Below are 25,113 nucleotides of genomic sequence, written 5' to 3'. Positions count from 1 at the left end.
GGAACAGCGGCGGCAGTCGGTGCAGGCGTCGACGTCGGGATCTTCCGATCCGCTGCGGCCGCGCGTCACCTTGCGTTCCAGTCCAGCCGGCCGTGCAGGGCCCACGCCATGACCCCCACGGTCAGCAGGCCGACGGCGATCTGGACTGACGGCAGGGCCTCCCTCGCCGAGCTCGCCCACACCGCGCCGAAGAGGCCCAGGACGGGCCAGCGCAGATCGCACAGGGTGGCCGCCGCACCAATCGGTGCGTTCACGTAGCTGCCAACCAGGAAGCCGGCCAGGATCGAACCAGCAGCTACCAGGGCGTAGCCCGCCCAGTCGGTGCCGCCACCGGCAATCATGCCGTTGGCGGACACGAGGAAGACGGCGGCGAGGCCGGCCGCGGCGATGGCCGTGGCGGCGCGCGCTTTGGACCAGCTGCGGAGCACGTGAGCCAGTTGGCGCACGCGGCCGTGGCCGGCGGGCGTCCCTGCGGCGACAGGGAGGATGCCGTGTGTGGGTTTGCTGTTGGTTGTCATGGCTAGTCCAGGTCCTGGAGGGGACGTCGCGGCTGCAGGGCGGTCCAGATGATCACGGTAACGACCAGGGCTATCGAGAGGAAGCCGAGCCCGGAATAGCCGACGGCGGCCAGCACCGGACCGGCCAGCGCACCGCCGGTGGCCCCGGCTGCGTTCATGCTCAGGTCCGAAACGCCCTGGATGGCCGGCCGGTCCTGCACATGCGCCGATTCGGCCACCAGGGCGGACCCGGCCACCACCGACGCGGACCAGCCCAGCCCCAGCAGGATCAGGCTCGCGGTCACGGCTGTGCCTGATTCCGCCGCCAGTCCTGCCAGCACCAGCGACGACAGCAGCATGGCCTGGCCGAGCAGGATGGTGCGCAGCCGGCCGGCCTTGTCCGCCATCCAGCCGAAAACGGGGGACAGCGCGTACATGCCGGCGATGTGCAGGCTGATCGTCAGTCCAACCACAGTGAGGCTGGCCCCGTGGTCGCGCAGGTGGACGGGGGTCATGGACATGAGCGCCACCATGGTGGCGTGGCTAAGGGCGACTGCGGCCACCGCATACCTCGCCCTGGGGTTGCTGCGCAGGATCCGCAGGCCGCTCTTGGGCTGGGGCGCTTCGAGGTCGGGCACGCGCGCGGCCATCGCGGTGAGCAGGGGGTCCGGCCGCAGGGCCGTGCCATAAACTACGGCGGCCGCGAGTTGGGCGGCCACGGAAAAGGCGAAAGCGCCGGTCAGCGGGGGCAGGCCGAGCACGGCACCCACCGCCTCGCCGGGGCCGAACAGATTCGGGCCCAGGACGGCTCCGATTGTCGTGGACCAGACCACAATCGAGAGGTCCCGCCCCCGCGAACCGGGGAGCGCAAGATCGGTGGCCGCGAAGCGTGCCTGCAGATTAACTGCGGAGCCGGAACCGAGCAGCATGAGCCCCAGCAGGAGCAGGGGAAAGATCCCAAGTGCCGTGGAGGCGATGGCAACAACGGCGCCCGTCCCGGCAATGAGGGCGCCGGTGGACAACGAGACCCGGCGCCCGCGGGCCTGGGCCAGCCGGGCCAGGGGCACAGCGGCGAGGGCGGCGCCGAGGGTGCTCATCGTGGCGGCCATTCCGGACCATGCGTTGGATCCGGAGAGCTGGGCTGCCAGCAGGGAGCCCAGGGACAGGGTTGCGCCCATGCCGATGCCGCCGAGGATCTGGCCGCCGACCAGGACTGACACCACGCGGCGTTGAAGCCTGTGGTCTTCCGGACCCGGCTGGACCGGGGTGGCGGCTTTCCCTGGCGCGGCGGCTCCGTCCAGCCTCGTGCCTTCCGGCCGATCCTCTGTGTTCATGATGATCCTTCTGGGCTCCGGCGCGTGGCTCCCCTCTTGCCGGGGATCACTCCAATATACCCCAAGGGGTATTGCTGGTCATGTCGGGTGCGGGTGTCGCGCCTGTCATGTTCCCCTGAGGATACGGCCTGCCCCGGCCCCGGTGTGTTTCTACCGCGGGCTGGAGCACGGCTCCCGCGCCTATGCTGGTGGGATGGAGAATGTTGGTGCAGGGGAAGCGCAGGTCGTTGACCATCTCGCCCTCGCCGTGGCCCTCCTCGACATCTCCGCCGACGTCCGGCGGAAGTCCCATGAGAACACCGGGGTCCGCCCCTTGCCCAACGGTCTCCTCGAGATCCTCCGGGTGATCGAAAGCCATCCCGGTATTACCGTCGCTGAAGTGGCTAACCGCCTGGGCCGGCAATTCAGCAACGTCAGCGTCCAAGTGCGCGAACTCGTCACCGGAAACCTGGTGACCCGCACGCGCGACGCTGCCGATAAGCGGTACGTCACCCTTCACCCCACCGCAGAGTCCCAGCGGATCAAGAACCTCCTGGAAGCCGCCTGGGCGGAGTCGCTGGCGGCGGCCAGCTCCAAGCTCCTCCCTGCGGAACGGGAGCAAATCGCCGCGAGCCTTCCGGTGCTCCAGCGCCTCGCTTCGATCCTCGACGAACCCGCGTAGCCATCATCACACCGCACTGGGAGCCGGCTCATGCAGTTAATTAGTTATACTTGTATAAGTATTACTATTTGGAAGGTGTGAAGGAATGGCATTGGATACGGCGATTGCGCATGTGCGGCAGGAGAAAAAGCCGCAGAAGGCGTGGTGGGCACTGATCTTCCTCGCCCTGGCGCAACTCATGGTGGTCCTGGACGGAACGATTGTGAATCTCGCCCTCCCCCGGCTGCAGGCCGAAATGGGGATCAGCGACTCGACCCGGTCATGGGTGGTGACGGCTTACGCGCTGGCGTTTGGTGCCTTCCTGCTCCTGGGCGGCCGGATTGCTGACTTCTGGGGACGGAAGCGGACGTTCATCGTTGCCGCCGCAGGGTTCGCCGTGGCTTCGTTCATCGGCGGCATCGCGCAGGAACCGTGGGAGCTGATCGGCGCGCGCGCCCTGCAGGGTGTGTTCGCAGCACTTCTGGCACCTGCGGCGCTGGCGCTGCTGACCGTTGCGTTCCCCGGCGGCAAGGACCGCGGAACGGCCTTCGCGATCTTTGGTTCCATCAGCGGAGTCGGTGCAGCCATCGGCGTCCTTTTGGGCGGCTACCTGACGGACTACGCGTCCTGGCGGTGGTGCTTCTTTGTCAACATCCCCATCGCGATCATTGCCTTCACCGGCGTCTGGCTCACGGTGCGCGAAAGCAAGGCCGAAGGGTCCACCAAATACGACTGGCCCGGCGTCGTCCTCGCTGCGCTCGGCCTGGGCTCACTTGTCTATGGCTTCACCAACGCCGAACACGGCTGGGGTGCCCCGGAAGCCTGGGGCTTCATCCTCGCCGGTGCGGTGCTGCTGGTGCTGTTCGTGCTGGTGGAGAAGAAGGTCAGACACCCGTTGCTGCCCCTCCGCGTCGCAACAGAGCGCAACCGCGCGGCAGCGTTCCTCGCCTCGTTCCTCTCCGGCGCCGTCCTCATTGGCGGCATCCTGTTCATCAACTTCTACATCCAGATCGTGCTCGGCTTCGCGCCGTTCCCGGCAGGCATTGCCTCCCTGCCCATGACGGTGGTGCTGATCGTCACTGCAGCTGTGGTGGCGAAGAACCTGCCGAAACTGGGCGCCAAGATTCCCACCGCCGTCGGGCCGGTGTTTATGGCGGCAGCCATGCTGTGGCTGACCCAGGTCACCGCCGAGGGCAGTTACGCCGTGAACATGCTGCCCGCGCTGATCCTGATGGGCCTGGGCCTGGGCGTGGTATTCGTTCCCATGCAGAACCTTGCCCTCTTCGGCGTGGACAAGGACGATGCCGGCGTTGCCAGTGCTCTGGTGAACGCCTCCCAGCAGATCGGCGGCTCGCTGGGCATCGCCCTTTTCAGCACCATCGCTGCAGCGGCCACGGCCGCCGTCGGAAGTGCATCCATGGCGGCGCTGACCGCCGGCTATGCGGCGGTCTTCCTGTGGGCGGCGGCCGTGTCAATCCTGATCATCCCGATTGCGCTCCTGCTGATCACCATCGACCGGAAAACGTTTAGCGGCGCCGACCCCGACGGCGCACCCGTCCATTTGGGTTAAGGCGCCGGGTTATTCTCTGCAGGGGTGAGGGGCGGCCGGAGCATGTCCGGCCGCCCCTGGGCGTTCCTTAGTTGTTGCAGAGCTGCCCGAAAGTGGCGCCGGCCTTCTGGTACCCGGCCTGCAGCTGGGCCACCTTTTCAGAGTCGGGGTTCTCCTTGGCGTTCTCGTCCGCGTAGTCCAGAATTGCCTGCACGGCGGGCTTCATCTCGTCCGAGGCGCCTCCCACCAGGGGGCGGAGCTTGTTGCCCAGGATGACCATGCCGGTCTTGCCGGCGTTGGCGCTGGGATCCGTCACAACGATCTTGAGCCGGTCGCAGGTTTCAGCGGTGGTCAGTTTTGCCGGCGCGGAGCAAGCGGAAGCGGAGATGATGAGCCCGGCGGCGAGCAGGGCCGTGGTGAGTTTCTTCATGGTTCCCTTGATAGATGACTGTCGGTCGATTGTACGCAGATCCCGCTGGGCTTCCGGTGTGCGTACCCGGCCTGTGACGCCGCCGGGACTGCTAGTGCGTCAGGTCCTTGCCCTTGGTCTCCGGGATGGTGAAGACAAACGCGATGCCGACCAGCAGGAGGATCACGGCGTAGACATTGAACAGGCTGGCTTGCCCGACAGTGCCCAGCCAGGTCTGCAGGTAAGGGGCGGTGCCGCCAAAGACGGCGACGCAGATGGAGTAGGGGACGCCGACACCCACCGTGCGGATCTTGGTGGGGAAGAGCTCGGCGTAGACAGCCGGAACGATGGCGGCGCTGGCTGCGATGAAGAACAGCATCACGGACATCGTGACGGCCAGCTGCCAGGGGGAGTCCTTCAGCAGCCAGGTCATGGGGAAGTGCAGCAGCGCTGCTCCGGCAGAGCCCATGATCAGGACCGGCTTGCGGCCGATGCGGTCGGACAGTTTGCCCCAGAACGGCAAGGCGGCGATGAAGACGATGTTGGCGATGACGCCGGCCCAGAGGGCTTCGCCGCGGTCCATCTTCAGCGTCGTTGCAGCGTAGCTCGGCGCCACGATGCCCCAGATGTAGTAGCTCACGGTGAGGCCCACCGTCAGGCCGATCACCTGCAGGGCCTGCTTGCGGTGCCGCCAGATCTGCGGCCACATCGGGTCGTGCTTCTCTGTGGGAGTTTCGGCTTCGAAGGCGGCGGTCTCCTTCATTCGTGCCCGCATCACGAGGGCGTAGACCCCGAGGGCGCCGCCGATCAGGAACGGGATGCGCCAGCCCCAGGAGTTCATGTCGCCCTGGCTGAGGACGTTGGACAGGATGGCTCCGAGCAAGGTCCCGGCCAGGATTCCGGCGGTGCCCGAGGTGTAGATGAGCGTTGCCCAGAAACCGCGCTTTTCCTTCGGGGCCATTTCGGACAGGTACGTCTGCGACGACGGCAGCTCCCCGCCGTGGGCCAGGCCCTGGATCAGGCGGGCCACCAGCAGCATCACGGAGGCGAAGGCTCCCACGGCTTCGAACGTCGGGGCAACGCCGATCAGCAGGCTGCCGAGGGCGGCAAGGCCGACGGCGAACGTCATGGACGTCTTACGGCCGATCCGGTCACCGATCCAGCCGAAGACGAAACCGCCGAACGGGCGGGCCACGAAGCCGACGGCGAAGATCGCCAGGGTGGCGAGGAAGGCCGACGTCGGGTCCGCTTTGCTGAACAGTGCGCTGGCGATGAACGGTGAGAAGGTGGCGTAAATGGCCCAGTCGTACCATTCAACGGCGTTGCCGATGCCCGTCCCGATGAGGGTCCGCAGGTGCGATTTGTGAACCTGGACCTCGGCTGGCATGCCTACGGTGGAAGTCATGTGATGCTCCAAAAAGTGGTGGGAAGGTCAGTTGCCGGCAGCCGCAAGGGCCGCGATGCGGGAAGCAGCGAGCTCCGCGTAGAGCGCTGCGCCGTCGGAGAGGACGCCGTCGTCGAAAGTGGCGTAGGGGGAATGGTTGAAAGGGGTGGACGTATGGTCCGCCCCCGGGGCAACGGCGCTGAGCCCGATGAAGGTTCCGGGCACCTCCGCCATCACCCGGGAGAAGTCCTCCGAGCCGCTGAGCGGGGTGGCCCAGCGGGTGAGGCGCGAATCTCCAAAAAGCTCCTGGATGGTCTTTTCGGCGGTGTTCGTCTCGTCCTCGTCCGTAACACTGAGCGGATACTCGGAGCGGTAGTCCACATCCACCTCCAGGCCGTGGGCGGCGGCGATGCCTTTGAGCAGCACCGGAATGGCCGTCATCATCCGCTCCCGGGAAGCATCCGAGAAGGTGCGGACGGTGGCTTCGAAGCGCGCGGATTCGGGAATGACGTTGCGCTTGGTGCCGGCCTGCAGGAGGCCCACGGTAAGGACCACCGGATCAAACATGTTGAACTGGCGGGTGATCATCACCTGCAGTGCGGTCACCATCTCAGCCACGGCCGTGACGGGGTCCTTCGCGGAGTGGGGTGCGGAGCCGTGGCCGCCGGCACCCAGGACGGTGACGAAAAGTCCGTCCGAGGCACTCAGGATCACGCCGGGCTTGGTGCAGAACTGGGCGTGCGGTTCCAAGGCGGAGAACACGTGCATGGCGTAGGCGGCGTCCACGCGGCGGCCCGCAGCGTCCAGGACGCCTTCGCGGATCATGTGGGAGGCGCCGTCGAAGCCTTCTTCGCCGGGCTGGAACATCAGGACAACGTCGCCGGCCAGCTGATCCCGGCGGTCGGCCAGGAGGCGGGCGGCACCGGCCAGCATGGACGTGTGGAGGTCATGGCCGCAGGCATGCATGGCGCCGTCGATGCGTGACGTGAAGTCCACGCCGGTACGTTCCTGGACGGGCAGGCCGTCCATGTCAGCACGGAGCAGGACCGCGGGCTTCTCGGCCGACGCGTGCGGCGCGCCGCCGCGCAGGACTGCAGTGACCGACGTCGTGCTCTCACCGAGGGTGATTTCGAACGGCAGGCCCTCCAAGGCCTTGAGGACTTTTTCCTGGGTCCGGGGGAGGTCCAGCCCGATCTCCGGTTCCCGATGCAGCTCGTGGCGGAACCGGGCGATATCGCCCTGCAGTTCCCTGGCATCGGAGGTGATCGACATGTGCTTTCCTCTTTCCCGAACGATTGGTAAGTGCCCTGCTCCATTCTGGAGTGAGCTGGTTCACATCGCCGGAAATAGCTCGAAAAAATCAAAAGTACAATTGATTCGACAGGATTCGTGCAACAGAGAGCACACCGGAGAGAGGGTGGCGTTGAGGTGGAGGTCAGTGAGGACGATCTTGAACTGATCAACGCCCTGCAGATCGCGCCACGCGTCAGCTGGTCCGATGCTGCCGGCATCCTGGGGGTGCACGCCACCACGCTGGCGGCGCGCTGGGACCGGCTGCGGGCTGCCGGTGCAGCCTGGACAACGGCCCACCTGATCGGCGATCCCAAGCAGATGTGCCTGGCGCTGGTGGACGTGGACTGCGAAATGCGTCAGCGCGCTGACGTCACCGCGGCGCTCGCAGCCATCCCGGAGGTGGTCACGGTGGAGGAAGCTGCCAGCAACCGCGACCTGATGCTGACCGTCATCACACCCACGCTGGGCCGCTTCAGCGACTCCGTGGTGCCGCAGTTCAAGGAGATCCCGGGCCTGCTCAAATACCGGACCTCCCTGTGCACGCGGCTCCACGTGGGAGGTTACGCCTGGCGGCTCAACGTCCTGAGCAAGGCACAGCAGAACGCGCTCGGCGCGCTCGCGGGACCTGAGGCGGCCGGCTCCGTGCCCGCCGCCGGCCCTGGCGGCCCGCTGCCACAGAGCCACCTTGACCTGATTCCGTTCCTCGCGCAGGACGGAAGGGCCACGGCGGCGGAGATCGCCCGCAGCCTGGGTCGCAGTCCCGCCACGGTCCAGCGGCAGCTGAACCGCGTGCTGTCCAGCCAGTTGCTGTCCTTCCGCTGCGAGATAGCGCAGCAGTACTCCGGCTACCCGGTGACCTGCCAGTGGTTCGCCAACGTGCCGCCCGGCCGGCACGAGGCCGCCGCGGCGGAGCTGCGCGGCCTACGCAACGTCCGGCTCGCTGCTTCCACCACCGGGCGGACCAACTTTGTGATCATCATGTGGCTGCACTCCCTGGCCGAGGTGATGAATGCAGAGCTGGCCCTCCAGCAGCGGATCCCCGGGATCGAACTGGCGGAAAGCGTTGTGGTCCTGAGCGCCGCCAAGCGGGTGGGCTGGATGCTCAACCCCGATTCAACCGCCACCGGAGCGGTTGTGCCGTCCGCCGGCCTGGGGCCGGAGGCCTAGCGGCACGGTGAGCAGTCCGCGGGAGGGCCCGGTTCAGCCTTCGTCGCAGAGCAGGTGGTACCAGTTGTCGGCCAGTACCTCCAGCGCGTGTTCGCGGTTTGGTTCAAACTTGCGCCGTGTCCAGAGCGTGGCCACGTAGTCGAGGGATGTGAAGGCGAGGGTTCCGCGGATGTGGTGTGTTTCCTCCGAGAAGCGGCCGGCCAGCTGCATTCCGCGGACCAGGTCGGAAATGACCTCCTCATGCCATCCCTCGACCATGGCCCGCACCTCGCGGTCGACGGCGGCGGCCTCGTCGAGCACGTCGAGGTAGGGGCGGAAGACCGGCCAGAGCGCCGCCCGCGACTCCAGCCAGGCCAGGATGCCCGCTAGCTTGCCGGCGCGCACCACGTCAACGAGGTCCGGAGCAGTGGAGCCGCTCTCCGGGCCGTCCGCACGGTCCAGTACCTCGTTGACCCGCGCCATGAAGTCCCTCATCAGATCGCTGCGTGAGGGGTAGTAGGCGTAGAAGGTCACGCGGGTGGTGCCGGCCGCTGCGGCGATCTCGTCGATGGTGGTCGCGGCGTAACCCTTCTCGGTGAAGAGCTCAAGCGCGCGTTCCACAATCATGTCGCGGGTGAGTTTCTTGTGGGCTTCTCGCAACGACGACATGGATCAATCCTAACGGTGGTGTGCGGGGTCAGGCCCGGGCCGGCTCCGCCCGGGCGGGCGCCGCCGGCCGCAGCGCGGCCGGGCCCTCGTCGGCCAGCCGGCGCAGTTTGGGGACCGGGATCCGGTAGTTGACCGCTGCGGCGGTTCCGGAACCGACCACGTTGTCCCAGCGCAGGAGCAGCGAATCGTTTCCGGTGCCCGGTTCGCAGAAGTCGGGTTCGCCTGCCACGGGCATAAAACCGACCGCTTTGAGTGACACCCCGAAGCCCTCCGTCCAGAAATAGGGCTGGAAGTTGAATTCGGGTGCGGCGTCGCCCTGCAGCAGGCCGACGGCCGCCACCTTGGCCTGGTCGATGGCGCTCGTCCACAAGGGAACCCGCTGCACGCCGCGGAGGGTGGGGAAGAACGCGACGTCGCCGGCGGCCACGATCTCCGGCCGGACCCGGCCGCGCGAATCGACGCGCAGGGCTCCGTCGGTGAGGAGGTCTGAGCCGGCAAGCCACTCAATGTTCGGCTCGTCCCCGACGGCGGTGACCACCAGATCCGCGTGAAGTTCCGTGCCTTCTGCGAGGACAACCCGTGTCCCCGTACCGTGATCCACAAGGCGGGCCTGCCCGCCGCCAACCACCCGCAGTCCGCGCCGGACGGCGGCGGAGGTGAAGATGTCCGCGAGGTGGCCGCCGAGCTGGCGTGACAGTGGCTTGACGTCGGAGACGAGGGTGACTTCGCAGCCCATGTGCAGGCAGCCGGACGCAACTTCCATGCCCAGCGGGCCGCCGCCGATCACGATGACCGAGGGCCGTGCTGCGACGCGTTCCTTGAGCAGGACCGCATCCTCGATGGTGCGCAGGGTCAGCTCCCGGGGGAAGCCGTCCCGTTGCGGTCCTCCTGCACCTGGTCCGCCTGCTCCCTGGCCGACTCCTCCCTGCCCGGAGGAGAGGCGCCTCGCCCGGGAGCCGGAGGCGATGACGAGGCCGTCATACGGCAGCTCCCCGCCCTCGTCCAGGCGGACCAGCCGGGCGTCGGGGTCCAGGCCCGTGGCACTGACGCCGAGCAGCTCCGTGGCGTCATGGGTCGGCTCGGGCAGCTGGTGCGCCTGGAGGGCATCGTCGCCATGCAGCAGGGCCTTGGACAGGGCGGGGCGGCTGTAGGGATGGTGGGGCTCGGCGCCGACGACCGTGAGTTCGCCGTCGAAGCCCGCCGAGCGCAACGAGTCGCAGGCCGTGAGTCCGGCGATGCCGTTGCCAACCACCACGATCCTGCGCATCGTCATGCCGCGGCCAATCGCAGCGCGGCGACCGGGCAGACCCTGACCGCCGCCTTCGCGGCGTCCAGGTCAGCCCCGTCCACCTCCGGCACATCGATGACCAGTTCGCCGTCGTCATCCAGATGCATCAGCGTGGGTGCGGCTTCTTCGCACAGGCCGTGTCCTTCGCAGCGGGGACGGTCCAGTTCGATCCTCATGCTGCCACCACCTTTTCGACCTGGAGCAACTCGAAGCTCCGCGTAATGTTGCTGGGCTCCCGGACCTCATCCGAGATCGTGAGTGATTTCACCCTGCGGGCAAGCGCCTCGATGATGGCATGCGCTTCCAGCTTCGCCAGGCCCTGGCCGGCGCAGCCGTGCGGTCCGTAGCCGAAGGACAGGTGGTCCACCGGGTTGCGCTTCACGTCGAAGGCGTCCGGATTCCCGTAGTGCCGCGGGTCCCGGTTGCCGGCACCGAAGAGGATGCCCACCTGGGCGCCTGCAGGAATGGTGGCTCCGTCGATTTCCACGTCGCGGGTCGCCTTGCGGCCCCAGATGTGGACCGGCGCCCAGTAGCGCAGCACTTCGGCGAAAGCTGCGGGGACGAGGTCCGGGTTCTCCCGGACCAGCTCGAACTGCTCGGGGTGGTGGCCGAACAGCGCAATGATGTTCCCGATCGAGGCGATGGTCGTGTCGACGCCCGCGCCAAGGTACTGGTGGATGATGTGTCCCGCAGAGCCCTGGGGGATGTCGCCGCGTGTCTCGGCGTCGAAGATTCCGCGGCCGATTGAGCCGGGTGCCAGGTCTTCGGCTGTGACCGATGAGCACCAGCCGTAGAGCTCGCCGGCGATCGGGAAGCTCTCCTGCGCGCGCTGGTTCAGCGGCCCGATGACCTGCATCGCGGCCTGGCCCCAGCGGAGCATGTTGTCCTTGACGTGCCCCTGGAAGCCAATGAGGTCTGCAACGATTTCGATCGGGAAGGCCCGGGCCAGGGAATCGATGGCCTCGAAGCTGCCGCTGGCGGCGAGCTCGGCAACGAGCTTGTCCGCCTTTTGGTCGATGATCACCTTCAGGCCGCGGAGTGCGCGCGGGGTGAGGTTCTGTGACAGCGTGGCGCGTAGCTGCGTGTGGATGGGCGGGTCGGAGGCGAGCGAGGTGCCCTGCAGTGCCTCGTTCACCATGGGGTTGAAGCCGATGCTGGTGGACGAGAAGGTCTCCGGATCACCGAGGGCGTCGCGGATGACGTCGTAGCGGGTCAGGACGTACAGGTCGTTCTTGGGCAGGTGCACCACGGCGGCCTGCTCGCGGAGTGCGGCATAAGTGGGGTACGGGTCGACAAGAATATCGTCATCCCAGATGTCGATGTCTGATTCGAGGGGTGCAGTCACGATGTTCTCCTTGCGGATGGTAGGTGATTGGTCGAGGCGAGGCCGTCAGACTTAGACGACTGCCTCGGCGTTGGCTTCGGTGCTCTCCGCGATGGCATCCGGGGTGGGCGCCGAGGAACGTGCGGAGATGAAGAGGGTGAGGGCAGCCGAGAGGATCGCCGCGATGCCGGCAGCGAGGTAGACAGTCTGGAAGCCCTGTCCGAGGGAGGTCCCTGCCACACCCTGGATCTGGGGCTGCGCGGAGGTGAGGGCATTGACCATCCCGTCCACGGCCTGGGCGGGTGCGCCGCCGGCCGTTGCCTGGCCGGTGAACTGCGCGATCACGCCGTCCCAGCCTGAGAGGTAGCCCAGCGGCGGCACGTTGGACAGTCCGGCCACGGCGTCGGCGGGCAGCCCTGCCCCGCCGAGGATCGAGGCGAGGGGTCCGGCGAAGGCCGTGGCGCCGACGCCGAATGCGATGGCTGAGCCGATCACGGGCCCCAGGGCGAAGCCCAGGTCGCGCAGGAGGTTGGTCGTTGCCGAAGCCATGCCGATCTGCTGCGGCGGGACGGTGTTGATGGCGACGGCGGTGATGGAGCCGACGGTGAGCGCGAACCCGATGCCCAGCAGCAGCAGCGGCGGAATGAAAGCGGTCCAGGGAGTTCCGCCGAAGGTCTCCGGCGTGCCCAGGGCGAAGGTCGAGAGCCAGAATCCGGAGGCGGCCATGAAGGCAAAGCCGGCGGTCAGCACCCAGCGCGGGGCCACGTGGTGGATCAGCCAGCCAACCACCGGGATGAAGACGAAGGCCGGGCCCTGGATGAAGATGAACAGCACACCGACCTTCCACGCTTCGGCGAGGGCGAGCCCGCCGACGGCGACACTTGTGCTGAAGGCGATTGCGAGGAAGGCGAACATGCCGGTGACGGCAACAACGCCTGTGATCGAGTAGGCGCTGTTCTTGAACAGCGCCAGGTGGATCAGCGGCTGCTGGGTGCGTGTTTCGATGATCACGAAGGCGATCAGGAGGACGCCGCCCACGATGTAGCTTGCGATGACCTCGGCACTGCCGAAGCCGGCGTCGACCGCCGTCACTGTGGCAAAGAGAACGGCGATCAGGCCAAGCGCGAGAGTGAACTGGCCGGGCAGGTCCAGCTTGCGGCCCTCGGCGGCAGCGGAGTCCTTCGCGCGGACCGCGACGATAATGACGCCGACGGCGATCGCGGCAGCGATGTAGTAAGCCACCCGCCAGCCACTAAAGGTGTTGGGCGCACCCGCCGCGGGCCCGGCCACGGTGAAAGCCTGGGAGGTCAGGCCTGCCAGCACGGGGGAGATCACCGCACCAAGCGACAGGAACCCGGCCCAGGTGGCGATCACCTTTGCCCGGGCGCGGTGATCGGGGGTGATCGCCGCGATCATGGACAGCGAAATGGGGAAGAGGATGCCCGCCCCGATGCCGCCGACCGCCTGCGCCGCGATCATCATTTCGGTGGTTGTCGCCAGCGCCGCCAGGACGGAGCCGCCGACGCTGACCAGAGCGCCTGCGTACAGCAGCTTCTTGCGGCCGAACAGGTCGCCTAGAAGCCCCCAGCTGAGCTCAAAAACCACGATGCCCATCATGAACATGCCTGCGATCCAGGTCAGGCCTGCGCCCGATGTGTGGAATTCCACTGCAAAGGTGCCGTTGAGCGCGCCGGGCAGTGCATTGGTGATTTGGGCCAGCGTCACCGCGCTGTAGGCGGCGACGAAGGTGGCCCGTACCGAGCCGCGGCTCGCTACCGAGATGGTCTGACTCATCGATGAAACTCCCTTGTTTCGGATTAGATGTGGCGCTCCCCACAGTCTGGGCTAAAGCTTTACATAGTGTCAAGAGCATTTACGCACCGTCGTCTTCATGAACGCATCGAAGCTAAAAACCCGTACGCTCCGATAATTTTCTTGACATGATGTAAAGAAACATGTGATGCTGGCTACACCGCAACGGAGCGACGGCACGTTCGAACTCCCGCGGAGCCCCTGCATTCAGCACCCGATCTCCAAGGGAGAAGCCAAGTGAGTCACACCACACCCGTCGATACCGGTGACGCGTTCCATGCCACGGCCGGGAAAACCGTCAATACGGTCCTGGGTCCCGTACCTGCTTCTGAACTGGGCGTAGTCGCGGTCCATGAGGCCCTGTTGTCGGTGCTCCCGGGAGCCCAGTACGCACCCGATATCTCCATGGACCGGGCGGAGATCTTTGAAGCCCTGGCCGCGAAGCTCAAAGAGTTCCGCGAGCACGGCGGGCAGACGATCGTGGACAGCACCGGCATGTTCCACGGCCGCGACCTCAAGCTCTACGAGGCCCTGTCCCGCTCCACCGGAGTCCACATCGTCGCCTCCACGGGCCTTGGCCCGGAGGAAGAGCTCGGCGGGTACTTCCTGACGCCGCAGACCAACCCGCCCACCCCCTGGCCGGCAGAGAAGTTCAGCGATCTCTTCGGCAAGGAGGTCACGGAGGGGATGGTGGTTCCCCGGGTGGAGCGCCGTGCCGCCGCCGGCATCGTTGCCACCATCGCCGACCGCGCCGGAATGACCCCTACCGAGGAAAGCCTCTTCCGCGGCTCCGCCCGCGCGGCCAAGGACACCGGCGTCCCGGTCTCCGTCCGCTTCGGCGCCGACGCCCTGCACGATCTGGACATCGTCCTGGACGAGCAGATCGGCGCCGACCGGGTGCTCGTCGGCGACCTGGACCGCAGGGACGCTGCCGGCGCCGCCCTCCAGGTGGCTGGCCGCGGAGCCTTCGTGGGCATCGACCATGTTGGCCTGAACGACGACGCGGACTACCTCGCCGACCACGAACGCGCCGAACTGGTGTTCGAGCTCGTCGAGGCCGGCCATGCCGACAAGATCATCCTTTCGGGCAACTCGATCGGCGTGGCAAAGGGCCTGCCGGAGTACAACCTGCCCTACAGCCACGTCCTGACCACGTTCGTGCCCTTCCTGAAGGCCCGCGGCCTGAGCGAAGAAGACGCCCGGCGGATCCTCGTGGACAACCCGCGCAATCTGCTGACCGTGCGCTAAGCACACGTCGGCCCACCCACAAATAAGCTTTCGAACCCTGAGGTGAACGAATGACCAAGGTCAACACCGTGCTGGGAACCATCCCGGCCGAAGAACTGGAAATCGTGGCGGTCCACGAACACATCGGCTACGGCATGCCCGGGTCCGAACTTGACACCAAATGGTGGAAGTCGCCGGAGCAGGCCTACGAGGAAACCGTGCCGAAACTGCGGAAATTCCGCGAGTACGGCGGCGGTACCTTCGTGGACGCCACGGGCATCTGCAACGGGCGCGACGTCGACTACTACAAGTCCCTGTCCCGGAAGACGGGCGTGCACATTGTGGCCTGCACCGGCTTCGTCGGCGGCGACACCGCCCTGCCCCACTTCTCCCGCGCCACCGTGGACTACCTCACGAAGGTGTTCATCCACGAGATCACCGTCGGCATCGGCAACACGGGTGCCAAGGCCGGCGTCATCAAGGTCGGCGTCAGCCGCGGCGGACGCATGACCGACCTGGACAAGCGCATCTACCGGGCCGCTGCCCGCGCCGCCGTCGTCACGGGCGCACCAATCCTGACCCATCTGGCCATCGACCCCGAACCGGCCGTGACCATTTTCAACGAAGAAGGCCTCTCGCTGGACCGTGTGCTCTTCGGCCACGCCGACGACGGCCTCAACGCTCCGATCACCCCGCACGATTGGATCTACGAGCAGGGCGGCCGGATCGGCTTCGACACTTTCGGCTACGACCTCGAACTGCCGGATCCGCCGTTCTGGGGCCGCAAGCGCGCCGAACGCATGGAGCACTTCGTCAAGCTCGTGAACAAGGGCTATGCGGACAAGCTCCTGGTCTCGGCCGATGCAAATTGCAGCCCGCTGGGCTGGCCGGGCGTGAAGGGCCACACCATCAACTACATCTTCGAGGACATGATCCCCGACATGCGGGCGGCCGGCATCGACGATGCCACCCTCAAACTCCTCCTCGAGGACAACCCGGCCGACTTCCTGTCGCTTAGCGCCTGACCTCGGACAACCCCCAAAACTTACACAGTCAAGAAAGAGATGAAACCATGAAGGCTTCGGACATCAAGAACCTCAAGATCGCCATCGTCGGCGCAGGCTACGGCGGCGCTGCCGCGGCCAAGGCCCTGAGCCTGCTGGGTGCAGACGTCACGGTCTACGAACAGGCTCCCCAGATGGGCGAGGTCGGCGCCGGCATCGGCCTGCGTCCCGCCACCATGGCCCGCTTCCGCCAGTGGGGGATCTTCGACGCGGTGGCCAAGGTGAGCTCGGCGAGCGACTACTTCGAAATCCTCACGGCCACCGGCGAGACGATCATGAAGGACACCTGGCCGGAGTTCGGCGACGAGAAGCAGACGTACCTCATCCACCGCCGCGACTTCATCGAGGCCCTCCTGGGCGTGCTCCCCGGGGGCATGGTCCAGCTAGGCCACAAGCTCGACAGGATTGAGGACAAGGGCGGACGCTCCGTCCTGACCTTCGCCAACGGGGAGACGGTTGAGGCCGACCTGGTGGTCGGTGCCGACGGCATCAAGTCCGCGGTGCGTGAGCAGCTGTTCAGCGCCAAGGGCCCCGTGTTCTCCGGCGAGCACGCCTACCGCGTGGTGATCTCCGCCGACGACGCCCACGGGATGGTGAGCGACGACAACCTGCGGATGTACATGGGCCGGGGCACGAAGGTCTACCTGCTGCCGCTGCGCCACCGCAACCAGATGTCCTTCGACATCACCGCCCTGAACCCGGATGGGACCTGGGCCCCCACGATCACGAAGGAAGAACTCCTGAAGACTGTGGAAGGCTTCGACGAGCGGATCGTGGCGATTGCCCGCGGCCTGGACATGGACACGGTGAACATCCGCGCGGTCTACGACATCGACCCCGTGGACACCTGGCACACCGACTCCGTTGTCCTGATGGGCGATGCGGCCCACTCCATGCTGCACCACCAGGGCCAGGGCGCGAACTCCGCCATCGAGGACGCCGGAGCCCTGGCCGACGCGCTGGCCCAGGCCGATTCGGTCAAGGAGGCGCTGGCCCTGTTCCAGGCAACCCGCAAGCCGGTGACGGATGAGCTGCAGCGCATTTCCCGCCAGGGCTGGTCCGAGGAAGAAGTCAACGACGTCTTCCCGGGCCAGAAGCCCGCATCCCAGAAGCCTGCCAGCGTAAGCGCACCGGCGCCGGCGAAGGCCTGACACCATGACCATCCATCCCGAAATCGCCAAAATCCTGGCCACCCTGCCGGCACCCGACGGTTCCCCCCTGAATCCCGAAGCCATGCGCGCCGGCGAGGCAGCCCAGGTGCCCCCTCTCGACCAGCGGCTGCCGCTGCACGCCGTCGAGGATGCCACTGCTGTGACGCCGTCGGGCGAGGTGCCGGTGCGCATCTACACGCCCGCCGAGGCGGACTCCTACGATCTGCTGGTCTACTTCCACGGCGGTGCGTTCTTCCTGGGCAGCCTGGACACCCACGACCACGTGGCACGGTCGCTGGCCAAGGAAACCGGCCACAAGGTCATCTCGGTGGGCTACCGCCTGGCCCCCGAGGCCGTCTTCCCGGCCGGCCTCGACGACTGCTACGGCGTGGTCCGTTGGGTCGCCGAACAGGGGAGCAGCCTAAGTTGGAACGGGAAGAACCTCGCTATCGCGGGTGACAGCTCGGGCGGCAACTTTGTCGCCGCCGTCGCCGCGAAAGCCCACGATGACGGGTTTGACCGCATTACGCACCAGGTCCTCTTCTACCCGTCCCTGGACCTGGACTTCGACGTCGACCGTTACCCGTCGCTGCGGGAGAACGCTGAGGGGTACGGACTGGAGACGGCCGGCCTCAAACCGTTCAACTCCTTCTACCTCGGGAGCGGGGCGGACCCGGCGGACCCCCTCGTCTCGCCCATCAAGCGCGGGGACCTCGCCGGACTGCCTGCAGCCCTGGTGATCACGGCCGAGCACGACCCCCTGCGGGATGAAGGCGAACTCTACGGCCGGCGCCTGAACGAGGCCGGCGTGGACGCAACGGTCAGCCGCTACCAGGGGGCCAACCACGGATTTGTCCAGAATTTCGCCTGGATCCCGGAGTTCTACCGGGCGTTCGAGGAGACGGGTGAATTCCTGAACGCGAGGGCCGGGCAATGACGGAACAAGTCGCCGTCCATCCCATCGTCTCCCCGTGGGGGCGGTTCGGTCTCTACAGCTTCTTCATCGACGCCCCGGAGCCCGCCATCGTGGACACCGGGATCGCATCCTCGCCCGCAGAGGGCATGGTGCCGGCCTTGGAGGCGATCGGCCGCCGGATCGAGGACGTCCGCTGGATCTTCCTGACCCACGGCCACATCGACCACATCGGTGGCGCGTACGCCCTGTGGGAGCTCACAGGACGGCGTGCGCAGGTGGTGATCCACGAGGCCGACGCGCCGATGCTCCGCTCGCGCCGGGCCCACGTGGACGAATACCTTTCCGGACGGGCGCAGTACCTGCACGACCCCGAGGGTGAGGCGAAGCTGACGGCGGCCACGAACGCCGTCATCTCGGGCGAAATGGAGCCGACCATGTTGGTCAGGGGCGGTGAGACCATCTCCCTCGGGGGTGACGTCACCGTCTCTGTCCACTCGATTCCGGGGCACACCCGCGGGTCCGTCGCCTATGTCATTGACGGCCAAAACGACGTGTTCGTGGGCGACGCCGTCCAGGTCCACGGTGCGGCCAACGGCTTCCCGGGATTTGTGGACCCGGCCGGCTACCGCTCCAGCCTGCAGTACCTCAATGATGAGATCCGTCCGCGGCACCTTTACCTGGGGCACCCGTACCGCCGCGCGGACGGCACGCCCTACGGCGTGGAGCTCGACGCCGGGCAGGCCCGGGAAGCGCTCCAAGGGAGCCTGGAGGTCGAGGCCCGCGTTAAGGATGCGGCCTGCGGCTGCCTGGCTGCCGGACTGCAGGACACGGACTCGCCGTACTCGCCGTTCGCCCGCGTTGCCGAGGCGCTTAATTACGACGCCGACCCCACCCTGGAGCCGTCCCCGTTCTTCACGACGCTCCACGGCTACCGCACGACGTTGGACCACTTGACCGAAGATGAGGAGATCAGCACTCATGGATGACTTCCAGTTACTGAATGCCGGCGGGGAAAAGATCGCTGTCCGCAAGGACCTGCGGGTCCCGATGCGCGACGGCGTCGAGCTCGCCGCCGACGCCTACCAGGGCGCCGAAGACAAGCCGCGCCCGGCGCTGGTTGCCCTGAGCCCTTACGGCAAGGAACTGCAAGCCCTGGCCCTGACCACCCCGCCGCAGCGGCGGCCCAGCCCCATGTGGGACGGCTGCATCGAGGCCGGCGATATTGCCCGGATCGTCAAGGAGGACTACGTCCACGTCATTGGCGACCTGCGCGGCTCCGGCCACTCCGGCGGTGAGCACATCGGCAACTACAACGCCGGCGGCGTCTCGCTGGGCCAGGACGCGTACGACTTCATCGAGTGGGTCGCCGAGCAGCCGTGGTGCGACGGCAACGTCGGCATGGTGGGCATCTCCTACTTCGGCTCCATGCAGGTGCTGGCCGCAGCCGAGCGCCCGCCGCACCTGAAGGCGATCTTCGTCTCGGGCGGCCACTACGACTTCTACGAGACCACCTACCACGGCGGCGTCATGTGGTTCATGCCCCGTGCCGCCCGCGAAGGCCGCGGCGGCGACTCCGGCTGGGCGTTCACGGATAACGTGAAGTCCCGCATGATCGAGAAGTACCCGCCCGGCGAGCTGAAGAAGCTCGTTGAGAAGCGGCTGCAGGACCCTGACGTGGCCGCCTGGCCGAACCTGGTCCACGTCCTGAACTACCCGAAGAACCATGAAGCCTGGTTCGACATCGTCATGAACGAGCTGGACGGGGAGTGGTACGAGGAGCGCAACCCGATCACGCTGGCACCGAACATCGACATCCCGGTGTGGCTGCAGCTCGACCAGGGCCGCGGCTGGACCCTGGACGGCACCATCGAGCTGTTCAACGCGCTCAAGGGCCCCAAGAAACTGGACATCGGCCCTTACCCGCCGATGCAGTCGCGCCCCTTCATCGAGGAGCACGACAAGATGTTCCGGTGGTACGACTACTGGATCAAGGGCATCGACAACGGCGTCATGGACGAACCCGCTGTGAGCGTTTTCGTGGAAGGCTCCCGCGAGGTGGTCACGGCGGACCAGTGGCCGCCGAAGGACGTGGAGTACATGTCCCTCTACCTGCGCCCGCGCCACGCGCTGTCCACCGAGCCCGAGCCGATGGGTGTGGAATATGCCGCCCCGGACGGCTTCTACCAGGCGCCGCTGACCGTGACCGACAAAGTGGAGATCGTCAGCTGGTCAACTCCGCCCTTCGAGGAGGCAACGGAGATGATCGGCGCCGGTGCCGCCCACATCTTCGCGGAGATTGACCAGCCGGACACCAACTTCATCCTGCGGCTCTGGGACTACGCGCCCAACGGCAAGCGCCAGCTCATCACCAGCGGCTACCTCAAGGCCTCGCACCGCGAGCTTGACGACCGCACCACCGAGGGCAACCCGTACCACCCGCACACCCGTTCCGTGCCGGTGGAGCCGGGGACGGTAGAGGAATACGTACTGCGCCTCTATCCGTTCGCGAACACGTTCATGCCGGGCCACAAGCTGACGGTGGAGCTGTCCAACGCCGAGCCGCTGGCCGATGAGCACAATGCGCTGCTGCCGCCGGACGCCTTCCACCTGCCGGTGGGCCGGCCCGTCACGCACAAGATCTATCGCGACGCCGCCCACCACTCCCGGCTGGTCCTGCCGTTCACCGCAAAGAGCACAACACCGGAAAGCGACTTGCCATGACAACGGTCAACATCAGGGAATTCATCGGCGGAGCGCGGTTCAACCGCTTCCACGCCGGAATGTTGTTCTGGGCCTGCTTCATCATCACCTTCGACATGTACGACCTGGTGGTCTACGGATCGGTGCTGCCGGTCCTGATGAAACAGTGGTCCCTGGGGCCCGTCGAGGCGGGAGCCATTGGCAGCTACGGCCCCGTCGGAATGATGGTCGGCGCCATCCTGTTCGGGATCCTGGCGGACCGGTTCGGCCGGAAGAAGGTCCTCACGGCCAGCATCATTCTCTTCAGCGCCGCAACAGCGCTGAGCGGATTCGCCCCGGGACCGGTCGAATTCTCGGTCCTGCGCATCCTGGGCGGCCTCGGAATTGGCGGCATCCTGCCCTGTGTCATCGCGATGCTCACCGACTACGCGCCGAAGAACCGCGCCAACACCCTGGTGGCGATCGTGATGTGCTTCTTCTCGGTCGGCGGCATCCTGGCGGCCTTCGTTGCGATGCTCCTGCTTCCGGCGTTCGGCTGGCAGAGCGTGTACTGGGTTGCCGTACTTCCCCTGCTCTGCCTGCCGTTCATGATGAAGTATTTCCTCGACTCCCCCGCGGTACTGCTGGAAAAGAAGCAGTTCGCGGCCCTGAGCTCCGCTCTGTCCAAGGTCAACCCCGCGGCGGCGCCGGGACCGTCGGCGGAGTTCACCGGAGTCCAGGAGAAGGAACCGGGCAGCCCGGTGGGTGCACTGTTCAAGAACCGCCGCGCGCTCGGGACGCTCATGATCTGGGTTGCCTTCTTCATGTGCCTTCTCATGGTGAACGGCCTGACCATCTGGCTCCCCAAGCTGATGGTGGAGGCAGGGTATGCCCTGGGTTCCAGCCTGACGTTCATGATCGTCCTTAACGTGGGGGCCATCGTCGGCACCCTGCTGCTCGGAAAGCTCGCGGACACCTGGGGTGTGAAGCGGGTGCTCGTCCCCATGTTCGTGATCTCCGCCGTCTCGCTGACCCTCCTCGGGTTCGCCGACAACATGGTGGTCCTGCTGCTGCTCGTGGCCCTCACCGGCGCCTGCACGATGGGAGCACAGAACATCTCGTATTCCTTCGTGTCCCAGTACTATCCGTCCTTCATGCGCTCGACGGCGATCGGGCTGGCATCTGGCGTCGGCCGGATGGGGGCCATCGTCGGGCCGACGTTTGGAGGCATTCTCCTGACCCTCAAACTTCCGGTGGAGATGAACTTCCTGTTCTTCGCGATCCCGGGCATCATCGCCGCCCTGGCCTTCCTGTTCGTTCCACTTGCCGCGAGGTCAAGTGGCCGGCCGTCTGTGCAAAAGGATCAGGACTACGGAAACGCGGAACCTGTCTCCGGGGACACTGTGGCAGCAGCCCCCTAAAGACGGGGCGACAAAAGGTAACGCACAAGATCGTCGGGCCGGATTGCCGGCACGCACCCCCGGGCGTGTTGTTCAGGATGACCCCGAACAACGCGGCCCGGGGTGTTTAATGGCAGGCACCATCCATGACGACTGATCAGGCTCCCGCCGTGCAACGAAGCGCCCCTGCCGCCGCCCCCGAGACGGCCGGCATCCTCCACCGCCACTACCTGCTGGTAACGGCCGGCGCGTGCGCCCTGGTGTTCCTGGCTGCCTTCGAGTCCCTGGCCGTGACCACCATCATGCCGCTGGTCAGCCGCGAGCTGGACGGCGCCGCCTTGTACGCCCTGGCCTTCGCCGGGCCCCTCGCCGCCGGTGTGATCGGCATGGTGGCGGCCGGTAACTGGTCCGACCGCCGTGGACCGGTGGGTCCGCTGTACGCCTCGGTGGCCCTGTTCGTGCTGGGGCTGCTGATCGCCGGAACGGCAGGAAGGATGCCTGCCCTGGTGGGCGGACGGCTGGTGCAGGGCCTGGGCGGCGGAGCCATGACCGTGGCCCTGTACGTTGTGGTGGCGCGGGTATACCCGCCGGCGCTGCACCCGAAGATTTTCGCCGCCTTCTCCGCGGCCTGGGTGGTTCCGTCCCTGGTGGGCCCCTTCGCGGCCGGAATCGTGGCCCAGGCGGCAAGCTGGCACTGGGTGTTCCTTGGCGTGGTGGGACTGGTGGTGCCGGCGCTCCTGATGATTGTTCCCGCGCTGCGCAGGCTGCACCATGACCCTGCGCATGCCACCCCTGCCGAAGCCGGCACACCGGAGGGAGCCAGAGGCCCGCAGCGGTGGCCCTACAGCCGGCTCGCGTGGGCCGCCCTGGCGGCGTTGGCCGTTTTGGGCCTGAACCTGTCGGCGCAGGTCCCGGGGGCCGGAGCTTTCCTGGCGGCGGCGGCCGCCGTCGTGATTGCACTGGTGGCGGTACGCCCGCTGGTGCCCCGCGGCACCCTGCTTGCCCGGCGGGGGCTGCCGAGCGTCATCCTGGCCCGCGGCCTCGTCTCGGCCGCGTTCTTCGGAGCGGAGGTCTACCTTCCGTACCTGCTGGTGGAACAGTATTCCTTTTCCCCGACGTTCGCCGGCCTGACCCTCACCGGCGGCGCACTGGCGTGGGCCGGCGCCTCTGCCGTCCAAGGCCGGATGGGCGGCAGGCTCAGCAACGTCCGCGCTATGAAGATCGGGTCAGCGATGGTGCTCGGCGCCGTCGTCCTTGCCCTGGTGACCACGCTCCTGGGCTGGCCGGCCGCCGTCGCGATTGCCGGCTGGATTTCCGCCGGCGGCGGCATGGGACTGATGTATCCGCGCCTGAGCGTCATGACCCTGGCCATGTCCACGCCGGACACTGAGGGGTTCAACAGCTCGGCCATGTCCATTGCTGACTCCCTCGGCGGAGCTTTGGCCCTGGCCGCCACCGGGATCGTGTTCGGTGCGTTGTCGGCAGCGAACACGGCAACGACGACGGCGGGCGGGGTGTCGGGCGCCTCCTTCGCAGGAGTCTTCGCCCTCACGGCCGCCATCGCCGTCGTCGCTGTGGTTGTTTCGCCGCGGGTTGCGGCGCGTAAGGCGTCTTAGCTCAGGGCGTTGACTTTTGCCTTGTCCGAATCCGACTCGGCCTGCCACTCCACGATCCGGGCCTGCTGGAGCGGCGTCTTGCGGTTGAAGTACCAGGCGGCGCCCAGGATCAGGAACCACAGGGGAGCCACCACCAGGGCAAGCCGGGTGTCCTCAGCCTGGGCAAGGGCCACGAGCATGAACACAAAGAACGCCAGCACCACGTACGGCATGAAGGCGCCGCCGGGCATCTTGAAGGCGGAGGCGGCGTGGAGTTCGGGCCGGCGGCGGCGGAACATGATGTAGCTGACCAGGATCATGGACCAGACGAACATGGTCAGCACGGAGGCAACCGAGGTGACCACCGTGAACGCACCGATGACGGAGTCACCCGAGTAGAGCAGCACCAGGCCGGCGAGCAGGAAGATGCAGGAGAACAGCAGGGCGTTCTGCGGAACCTTGCGGATGCTCAGCTTGCCGAAGGCCTTCGGGGCGTTGCCGTCCTGGGCCAGGCCGTAGACCATGCGCGAGGTGGAGTAGATGCCGGAGTTGGCACTGGAAGCCGCCGAGGTGAGGACCACCAGGTTGATGACCACGGCCGCGATGCCCAGGCCGGCCAGGGTGAACATGCCGATGAACGGGCTGCTGGCGGCGTCGATGGTCCGCCACGGGTTGACCGCCATGATGACCACCAGGGCGCCCACGTAGAAGAGCAGGACACGGATGGGGATGGAGTTGATGGCCCGCGGAAGGTTCTTCTCCGGGTCCTTGGTTTCAGCTGCCGCCGTGCCCACCAGTTCAATGCCGGCGAAGGCGAAGATGGCGATCTGGAAGCCGAGGATGAAACCGAACATGCCGTGCGGGAACATGCCGCCGTCGTTCCAGATGTTGGCGAGGCTTGCCACAGCGCCGTTGGGGGAGGTGAAGTTCGTGGCGATCATCACGATGCCCGTGCCGATCAGCGCCAGGATGGCAACCACCTTGATGATCGCGAACCAGAATTCGGCTTCACCGAAGGCCTTGACCGTGGGAAGGTTCAGCAGGATCAGCACCACCGGGGTGATGAGCGCGGGGATCCACAACGGCGTGCCGGGTGCCAGCTTGTCCACATAGCCGGCAATTGCCACGATGTCCGCCACTCCGGTGACAACCCAGAAGAACCAGTAGGACCAGCCGGTGAAGAACCCGGCCCACGGGCCCAGCAGGTCTCCGGCGAAGTCGCTGAAGGACTTGTAATTCAGGTTGGAGAGCAGGATTTCGCCCATGGCGCGCATCACGAAGAACAGCATGGAGCCGATGATCATGTAGACGAAGATGACGGACGGGCCGGCCAGGGAGATGGTTTTGCCGGAGCCCATGAACAGTCCGGTGCCGATGGCGCCGCCAATGGCCAGGAGCTGGATGTGGCGGTTGCCCAATGCCCGGGCGAGGTGCGGTTCCTTGCTGTGGCCTCCGCTGGCGGGTTCTGTTGCAGTGTTCCTGGCAACCGTGGTGGTGCGTTCAGACATCAGTGCTTCTTTCCTTGTCTCAGATGGACTGCGTCGCAGGCGGACTGCCCTGGGGCAGGGTGCTGTGCCGCCGTCCGCACGGAGCCGCCACAGGTGTGACGTAGGTAACAGTTGGGGTGCGAATTAAGACTAGGGCCGGCTGGAAGGCCCTCCGGCGCATGGGTGCGGCCGGCGCTGCGGGGCGGGAGCCCGGGCTTTCGGGGCGGGAAGCTCCGGCCGGCCGACGGC

The 25,113-nt window shown here is 66.7% G+C and carries 22 protein-coding genes; 11 read left to right on the top strand and 11 right to left on the bottom strand.

Features of this window, described 5'->3' with window-relative positions:
• Window positions 1-65: 65 nt before the first annotated feature.
• Together TV39_RS19185 and TV39_RS19180 are read right to left on the bottom strand one after the other, a co-directional pair.
• Complete coding sequence (locus TV39_RS19185) at window positions 66-518, bottom strand: hypothetical protein (RefSeq protein WP_043484698.1); 453 nt, start codon at window positions 516-518, stop codon at window positions 66-68.
• Between the two features lie 2 nt (window positions 519-520).
• Window positions 521-1,831: an MFS transporter gene (locus TV39_RS19180; protein WP_082049884.1), complete on the bottom strand. Its 1,311-nt coding sequence runs from the start codon at window positions 1,829-1,831 to the stop codon at window positions 521-523.
• A 193-nt stretch (window positions 1,832-2,024) separates the two neighbouring features.
• Between TV39_RS19180 and TV39_RS19175 the strand changes: the two genes are divergently transcribed.
• Window positions 2,025-2,492 carry a MarR family winged helix-turn-helix transcriptional regulator gene (locus TV39_RS19175; RefSeq protein ID WP_043484695.1) on the top strand — a complete coding sequence of 156 codons (468 nt, stop codon included), beginning with the start codon at window positions 2,025-2,027 and terminating at the stop codon, window positions 2,490-2,492.
• An 85-nt stretch (window positions 2,493-2,577) separates the two neighbouring features.
• Window positions 2,578-4,041 carry an MFS transporter gene (locus tag TV39_RS19170; protein WP_043484692.1) on the top strand — a complete coding sequence of 488 codons (1,464 nt, stop codon included), beginning with the start codon at window positions 2,578-2,580 and terminating at the stop codon, window positions 4,039-4,041.
• A gap of 67 nt (window positions 4,042-4,108) precedes the next feature.
• Here TV39_RS19170 and TV39_RS19165 read toward each other — a convergent pair whose 3' ends face one another.
• The 3 genes from TV39_RS19165 to TV39_RS19155 form a co-directional block, all read right to left on the bottom strand.
• Window positions 4,109-4,450 (bottom strand): hypothetical protein, encoded by a 342-nt coding sequence (locus TV39_RS19165; protein ID WP_043484689.1) that lies wholly within the window; start codon window positions 4,448-4,450, stop codon window positions 4,109-4,111.
• 91 nt (window positions 4,451-4,541) lie between these two features.
• Window positions 4,542-5,834, bottom strand: coding sequence for an MFS transporter (locus TV39_RS19160; protein ID WP_043484686.1), 1,293 nt, complete (start codon window positions 5,832-5,834; stop codon window positions 4,542-4,544).
• A gap of 27 nt (window positions 5,835-5,861) precedes the next feature.
• Window positions 5,862-7,085, bottom strand: coding sequence for a M20 metallopeptidase family protein (locus TV39_RS19155; protein ID WP_043484684.1), 1,224 nt, complete (start codon window positions 7,083-7,085; stop codon window positions 5,862-5,864).
• Between the two features lie 156 nt (window positions 7,086-7,241).
• Between TV39_RS19155 and TV39_RS19150 the strand changes: the two genes are divergently transcribed.
• Window positions 7,242-8,273: an Lrp/AsnC family transcriptional regulator gene (locus TV39_RS19150; protein WP_200891059.1), complete on the top strand. Its 1,032-nt coding sequence runs from the start codon at window positions 7,242-7,244 to the stop codon at window positions 8,271-8,273.
• A 33-nt stretch (window positions 8,274-8,306) separates the two neighbouring features.
• Here the strand turns inward: TV39_RS19150 and TV39_RS19145 are convergent, their stop codons facing one another.
• Genes TV39_RS19145 through TV39_RS19125 form a run of 5 tightly spaced genes read right to left on the bottom strand, consistent with a single transcriptional unit; the run spans window position 8,307 to window position 13,327 of the window.
• The gene (locus TV39_RS19145) at window positions 8,307-8,921 is read right to left on the bottom strand and encodes a TetR/AcrR family transcriptional regulator (protein ID WP_043484680.1); all 615 of its coding nucleotides are present in this window, start codon (window positions 8,919-8,921) and stop codon (window positions 8,307-8,309) included.
• Window positions 8,922-8,949: 28 nt separating this feature from the next.
• Window positions 8,950-10,194 carry an NAD(P)/FAD-dependent oxidoreductase gene (locus tag TV39_RS19140; RefSeq protein WP_043484677.1) on the bottom strand — a complete coding sequence of 415 codons (1,245 nt, stop codon included), beginning with the start codon at window positions 10,192-10,194 and terminating at the stop codon, window positions 8,950-8,952.
• The gene (locus TV39_RS19135; protein WP_043484674.1) at window positions 10,191-10,385 is read right to left on the bottom strand and encodes a ferredoxin; all 195 of its coding nucleotides are present in this window, start codon (window positions 10,383-10,385) and stop codon (window positions 10,191-10,193) included. Before TV39_RS19135 ends, TV39_RS19140 begins: the two co-directional genes overlap by 4 nt.
• A complete protein-coding gene (locus TV39_RS19130; RefSeq protein WP_043484672.1) occupies window positions 10,382-11,554 on the bottom strand; it encodes a cytochrome P450 in 1,173 nt (390 codons plus the stop codon). Before TV39_RS19130 ends, TV39_RS19135 begins: the two co-directional genes overlap by 4 nt.
• 51 nt (window positions 11,555-11,605) lie before the next feature.
• Window positions 11,606-13,327: an MFS transporter gene (locus TV39_RS19125; RefSeq protein WP_043484670.1), complete on the bottom strand. Its 1,722-nt coding sequence runs from the start codon at window positions 13,325-13,327 to the stop codon at window positions 11,606-11,608.
• 255 nt (window positions 13,328-13,582) lie between these two features.
• Between TV39_RS19125 and TV39_RS19120 the strand changes: the two genes are divergently transcribed.
• From TV39_RS19120 to TV39_RS19085, 8 genes are all read left to right on the top strand, one after another.
• Window positions 13,583-14,593 (top strand): phosphotriesterase, encoded by a 1,011-nt coding sequence (locus TV39_RS19120; protein ID WP_043484668.1) that lies wholly within the window; start codon window positions 13,583-13,585, stop codon window positions 14,591-14,593.
• Window positions 14,594-14,643: 50 nt separating this feature from the next.
• On the top strand, window positions 14,644-15,597 hold the full coding sequence (locus TV39_RS19115; protein WP_043484666.1) for a phosphotriesterase family protein: 954 nt from the start codon (window positions 14,644-14,646) through the stop codon (window positions 15,595-15,597).
• Window positions 15,598-15,644: 47 nt separating this feature from the next.
• A complete protein-coding gene (locus TV39_RS19110; protein WP_043484665.1) occupies window positions 15,645-16,787 on the top strand; it encodes an FAD-dependent oxidoreductase in 1,143 nt (380 codons plus the stop codon).
• Window positions 16,788-16,791: 4 nt separating this feature from the next.
• Window positions 16,792-17,724 carry an alpha/beta hydrolase gene (locus TV39_RS19105; protein ID WP_043484664.1) on the top strand — a complete coding sequence of 311 codons (933 nt, stop codon included), beginning with the start codon at window positions 16,792-16,794 and terminating at the stop codon, window positions 17,722-17,724.
• Window positions 17,721-18,689, top strand: a complete 969-nt coding sequence (locus TV39_RS19100) for an MBL fold metallo-hydrolase (protein WP_043484663.1) — start codon at window positions 17,721-17,723, stop codon at window positions 18,687-18,689. The genes TV39_RS19105 and TV39_RS19100 overlap by 4 nt, the downstream gene beginning before the upstream one ends.
• Window positions 18,682-20,424 carry a CocE/NonD family hydrolase gene (locus tag TV39_RS19095; protein WP_043484661.1) on the top strand — a complete coding sequence of 581 codons (1,743 nt, stop codon included), beginning with the start codon at window positions 18,682-18,684 and terminating at the stop codon, window positions 20,422-20,424. The genes TV39_RS19100 and TV39_RS19095 overlap by 8 nt, the downstream gene beginning before the upstream one ends.
• Entirely contained in the window at window positions 20,421-21,803 is a 1,383-nt protein-coding gene (locus tag TV39_RS19090; RefSeq protein WP_043484659.1) for an MFS transporter, read from the top strand. The genes TV39_RS19095 and TV39_RS19090 overlap by 4 nt, the downstream gene beginning before the upstream one ends.
• Window positions 21,804-21,928: 125 nt before the next feature.
• A complete protein-coding gene (locus tag TV39_RS19085; protein ID WP_043484657.1) occupies window positions 21,929-23,398 on the top strand; it encodes an MFS transporter in 1,470 nt (489 codons plus the stop codon).
• Here the strand turns inward: TV39_RS19085 and TV39_RS19080 are convergent.
• Window positions 23,395-24,885 carry an amino acid permease gene (locus TV39_RS19080; protein WP_043484654.1) on the bottom strand — a complete coding sequence of 497 codons (1,491 nt, stop codon included), beginning with the start codon at window positions 24,883-24,885 and terminating at the stop codon, window positions 23,395-23,397. The two genes, TV39_RS19085 and TV39_RS19080, sit on opposite strands and share 4 nt — an antisense overlap.
• Window positions 24,886-25,113 lie beyond the last annotated feature (228 nt).

It is taken from the genome of Arthrobacter sp. SPG23 (assembly GCF_000876655.1).
Taxonomy (GTDB): domain Bacteria; phylum Actinomycetota; class Actinomycetes; order Actinomycetales; family Micrococcaceae; genus Arthrobacter.
Note: the sequence above shows the minus strand (reverse complement) of the source record. Positions and strands in the feature narration are given on the sequence as shown.

Bases quoted from the DNA above. Each gene is read 5' to 3' on its own strand.
- TV39_RS19185 (WP_043484698.1), bottom strand. From the start codon at position 518: ATGACAACCAACAGCAAACCCACACACGGCATCCTCCCTGTCGCCGCA.
- TV39_RS19180 (WP_082049884.1), bottom strand. From the start codon at position 1,831: ATGAACACAGAGGATCGGCCGGAAGGCACGAGGCTGGACGGAGCCGCC.
- TV39_RS19175 (WP_043484695.1), top strand. From the start codon at position 2,025: ATGGAGAATGTTGGTGCAGGGGAAGCGCAGGTCGTTGACCATCTCGCC.
- TV39_RS19170 (WP_043484692.1), top strand. From the start codon at position 2,578: ATGGCATTGGATACGGCGATTGCGCATGTGCGGCAGGAGAAAAAGCCG.
- TV39_RS19165 (WP_043484689.1), bottom strand. From the start codon at position 4,450: ATGAAGAAACTCACCACGGCCCTGCTCGCCGCCGGGCTCATCATCTCC.
- TV39_RS19160 (WP_043484686.1), bottom strand. From the start codon at position 5,834: ATGACTTCCACCGTAGGCATGCCAGCCGAGGTCCAGGTTCACAAATCG.
- TV39_RS19155 (WP_043484684.1), bottom strand. From the start codon at position 7,085: ATGTCGATCACCTCCGATGCCAGGGAACTGCAGGGCGATATCGCCCGG.
- TV39_RS19145 (WP_043484680.1), bottom strand. From the start codon at position 8,921: ATGTCGTCGTTGCGAGAAGCCCACAAGAAACTCACCCGCGACATGATT.
- TV39_RS19140 (WP_043484677.1), bottom strand. From the start codon at position 10,194: ATGACGATGCGCAGGATCGTGGTGGTTGGCAACGGCATCGCCGGACTC.
- TV39_RS19135 (WP_043484674.1), bottom strand. From the start codon at position 10,385: ATGAGGATCGAACTGGACCGTCCCCGCTGCGAAGGACACGGCCTGTGC.
- TV39_RS19125 (WP_043484670.1), bottom strand. From the start codon at position 13,327: ATGAGTCAGACCATCTCGGTAGCGAGCCGCGGCTCGGTACGGGCCACC.
- TV39_RS19115 (WP_043484666.1), top strand. From the start codon at position 14,644: ATGACCAAGGTCAACACCGTGCTGGGAACCATCCCGGCCGAAGAACTG.
- TV39_RS19110 (WP_043484665.1), top strand. From the start codon at position 15,645: ATGAAGGCTTCGGACATCAAGAACCTCAAGATCGCCATCGTCGGCGCA.
- TV39_RS19105 (WP_043484664.1), top strand. From the start codon at position 16,792: ATGACCATCCATCCCGAAATCGCCAAAATCCTGGCCACCCTGCCGGCA.
- TV39_RS19100 (WP_043484663.1), top strand. From the start codon at position 17,721: ATGACGGAACAAGTCGCCGTCCATCCCATCGTCTCCCCGTGGGGGCGG.
- TV39_RS19095 (WP_043484661.1), top strand. From the start codon at position 18,682: ATGGATGACTTCCAGTTACTGAATGCCGGCGGGGAAAAGATCGCTGTC.
- TV39_RS19090 (WP_043484659.1), top strand. From the start codon at position 20,421: ATGACAACGGTCAACATCAGGGAATTCATCGGCGGAGCGCGGTTCAAC.
- TV39_RS19085 (WP_043484657.1), top strand. From the start codon at position 21,929: ATGACGACTGATCAGGCTCCCGCCGTGCAACGAAGCGCCCCTGCCGCC.
- TV39_RS19080 (WP_043484654.1), bottom strand. From the start codon at position 24,885: ATGTCTGAACGCACCACCACGGTTGCCAGGAACACTGCAACAGAACCC.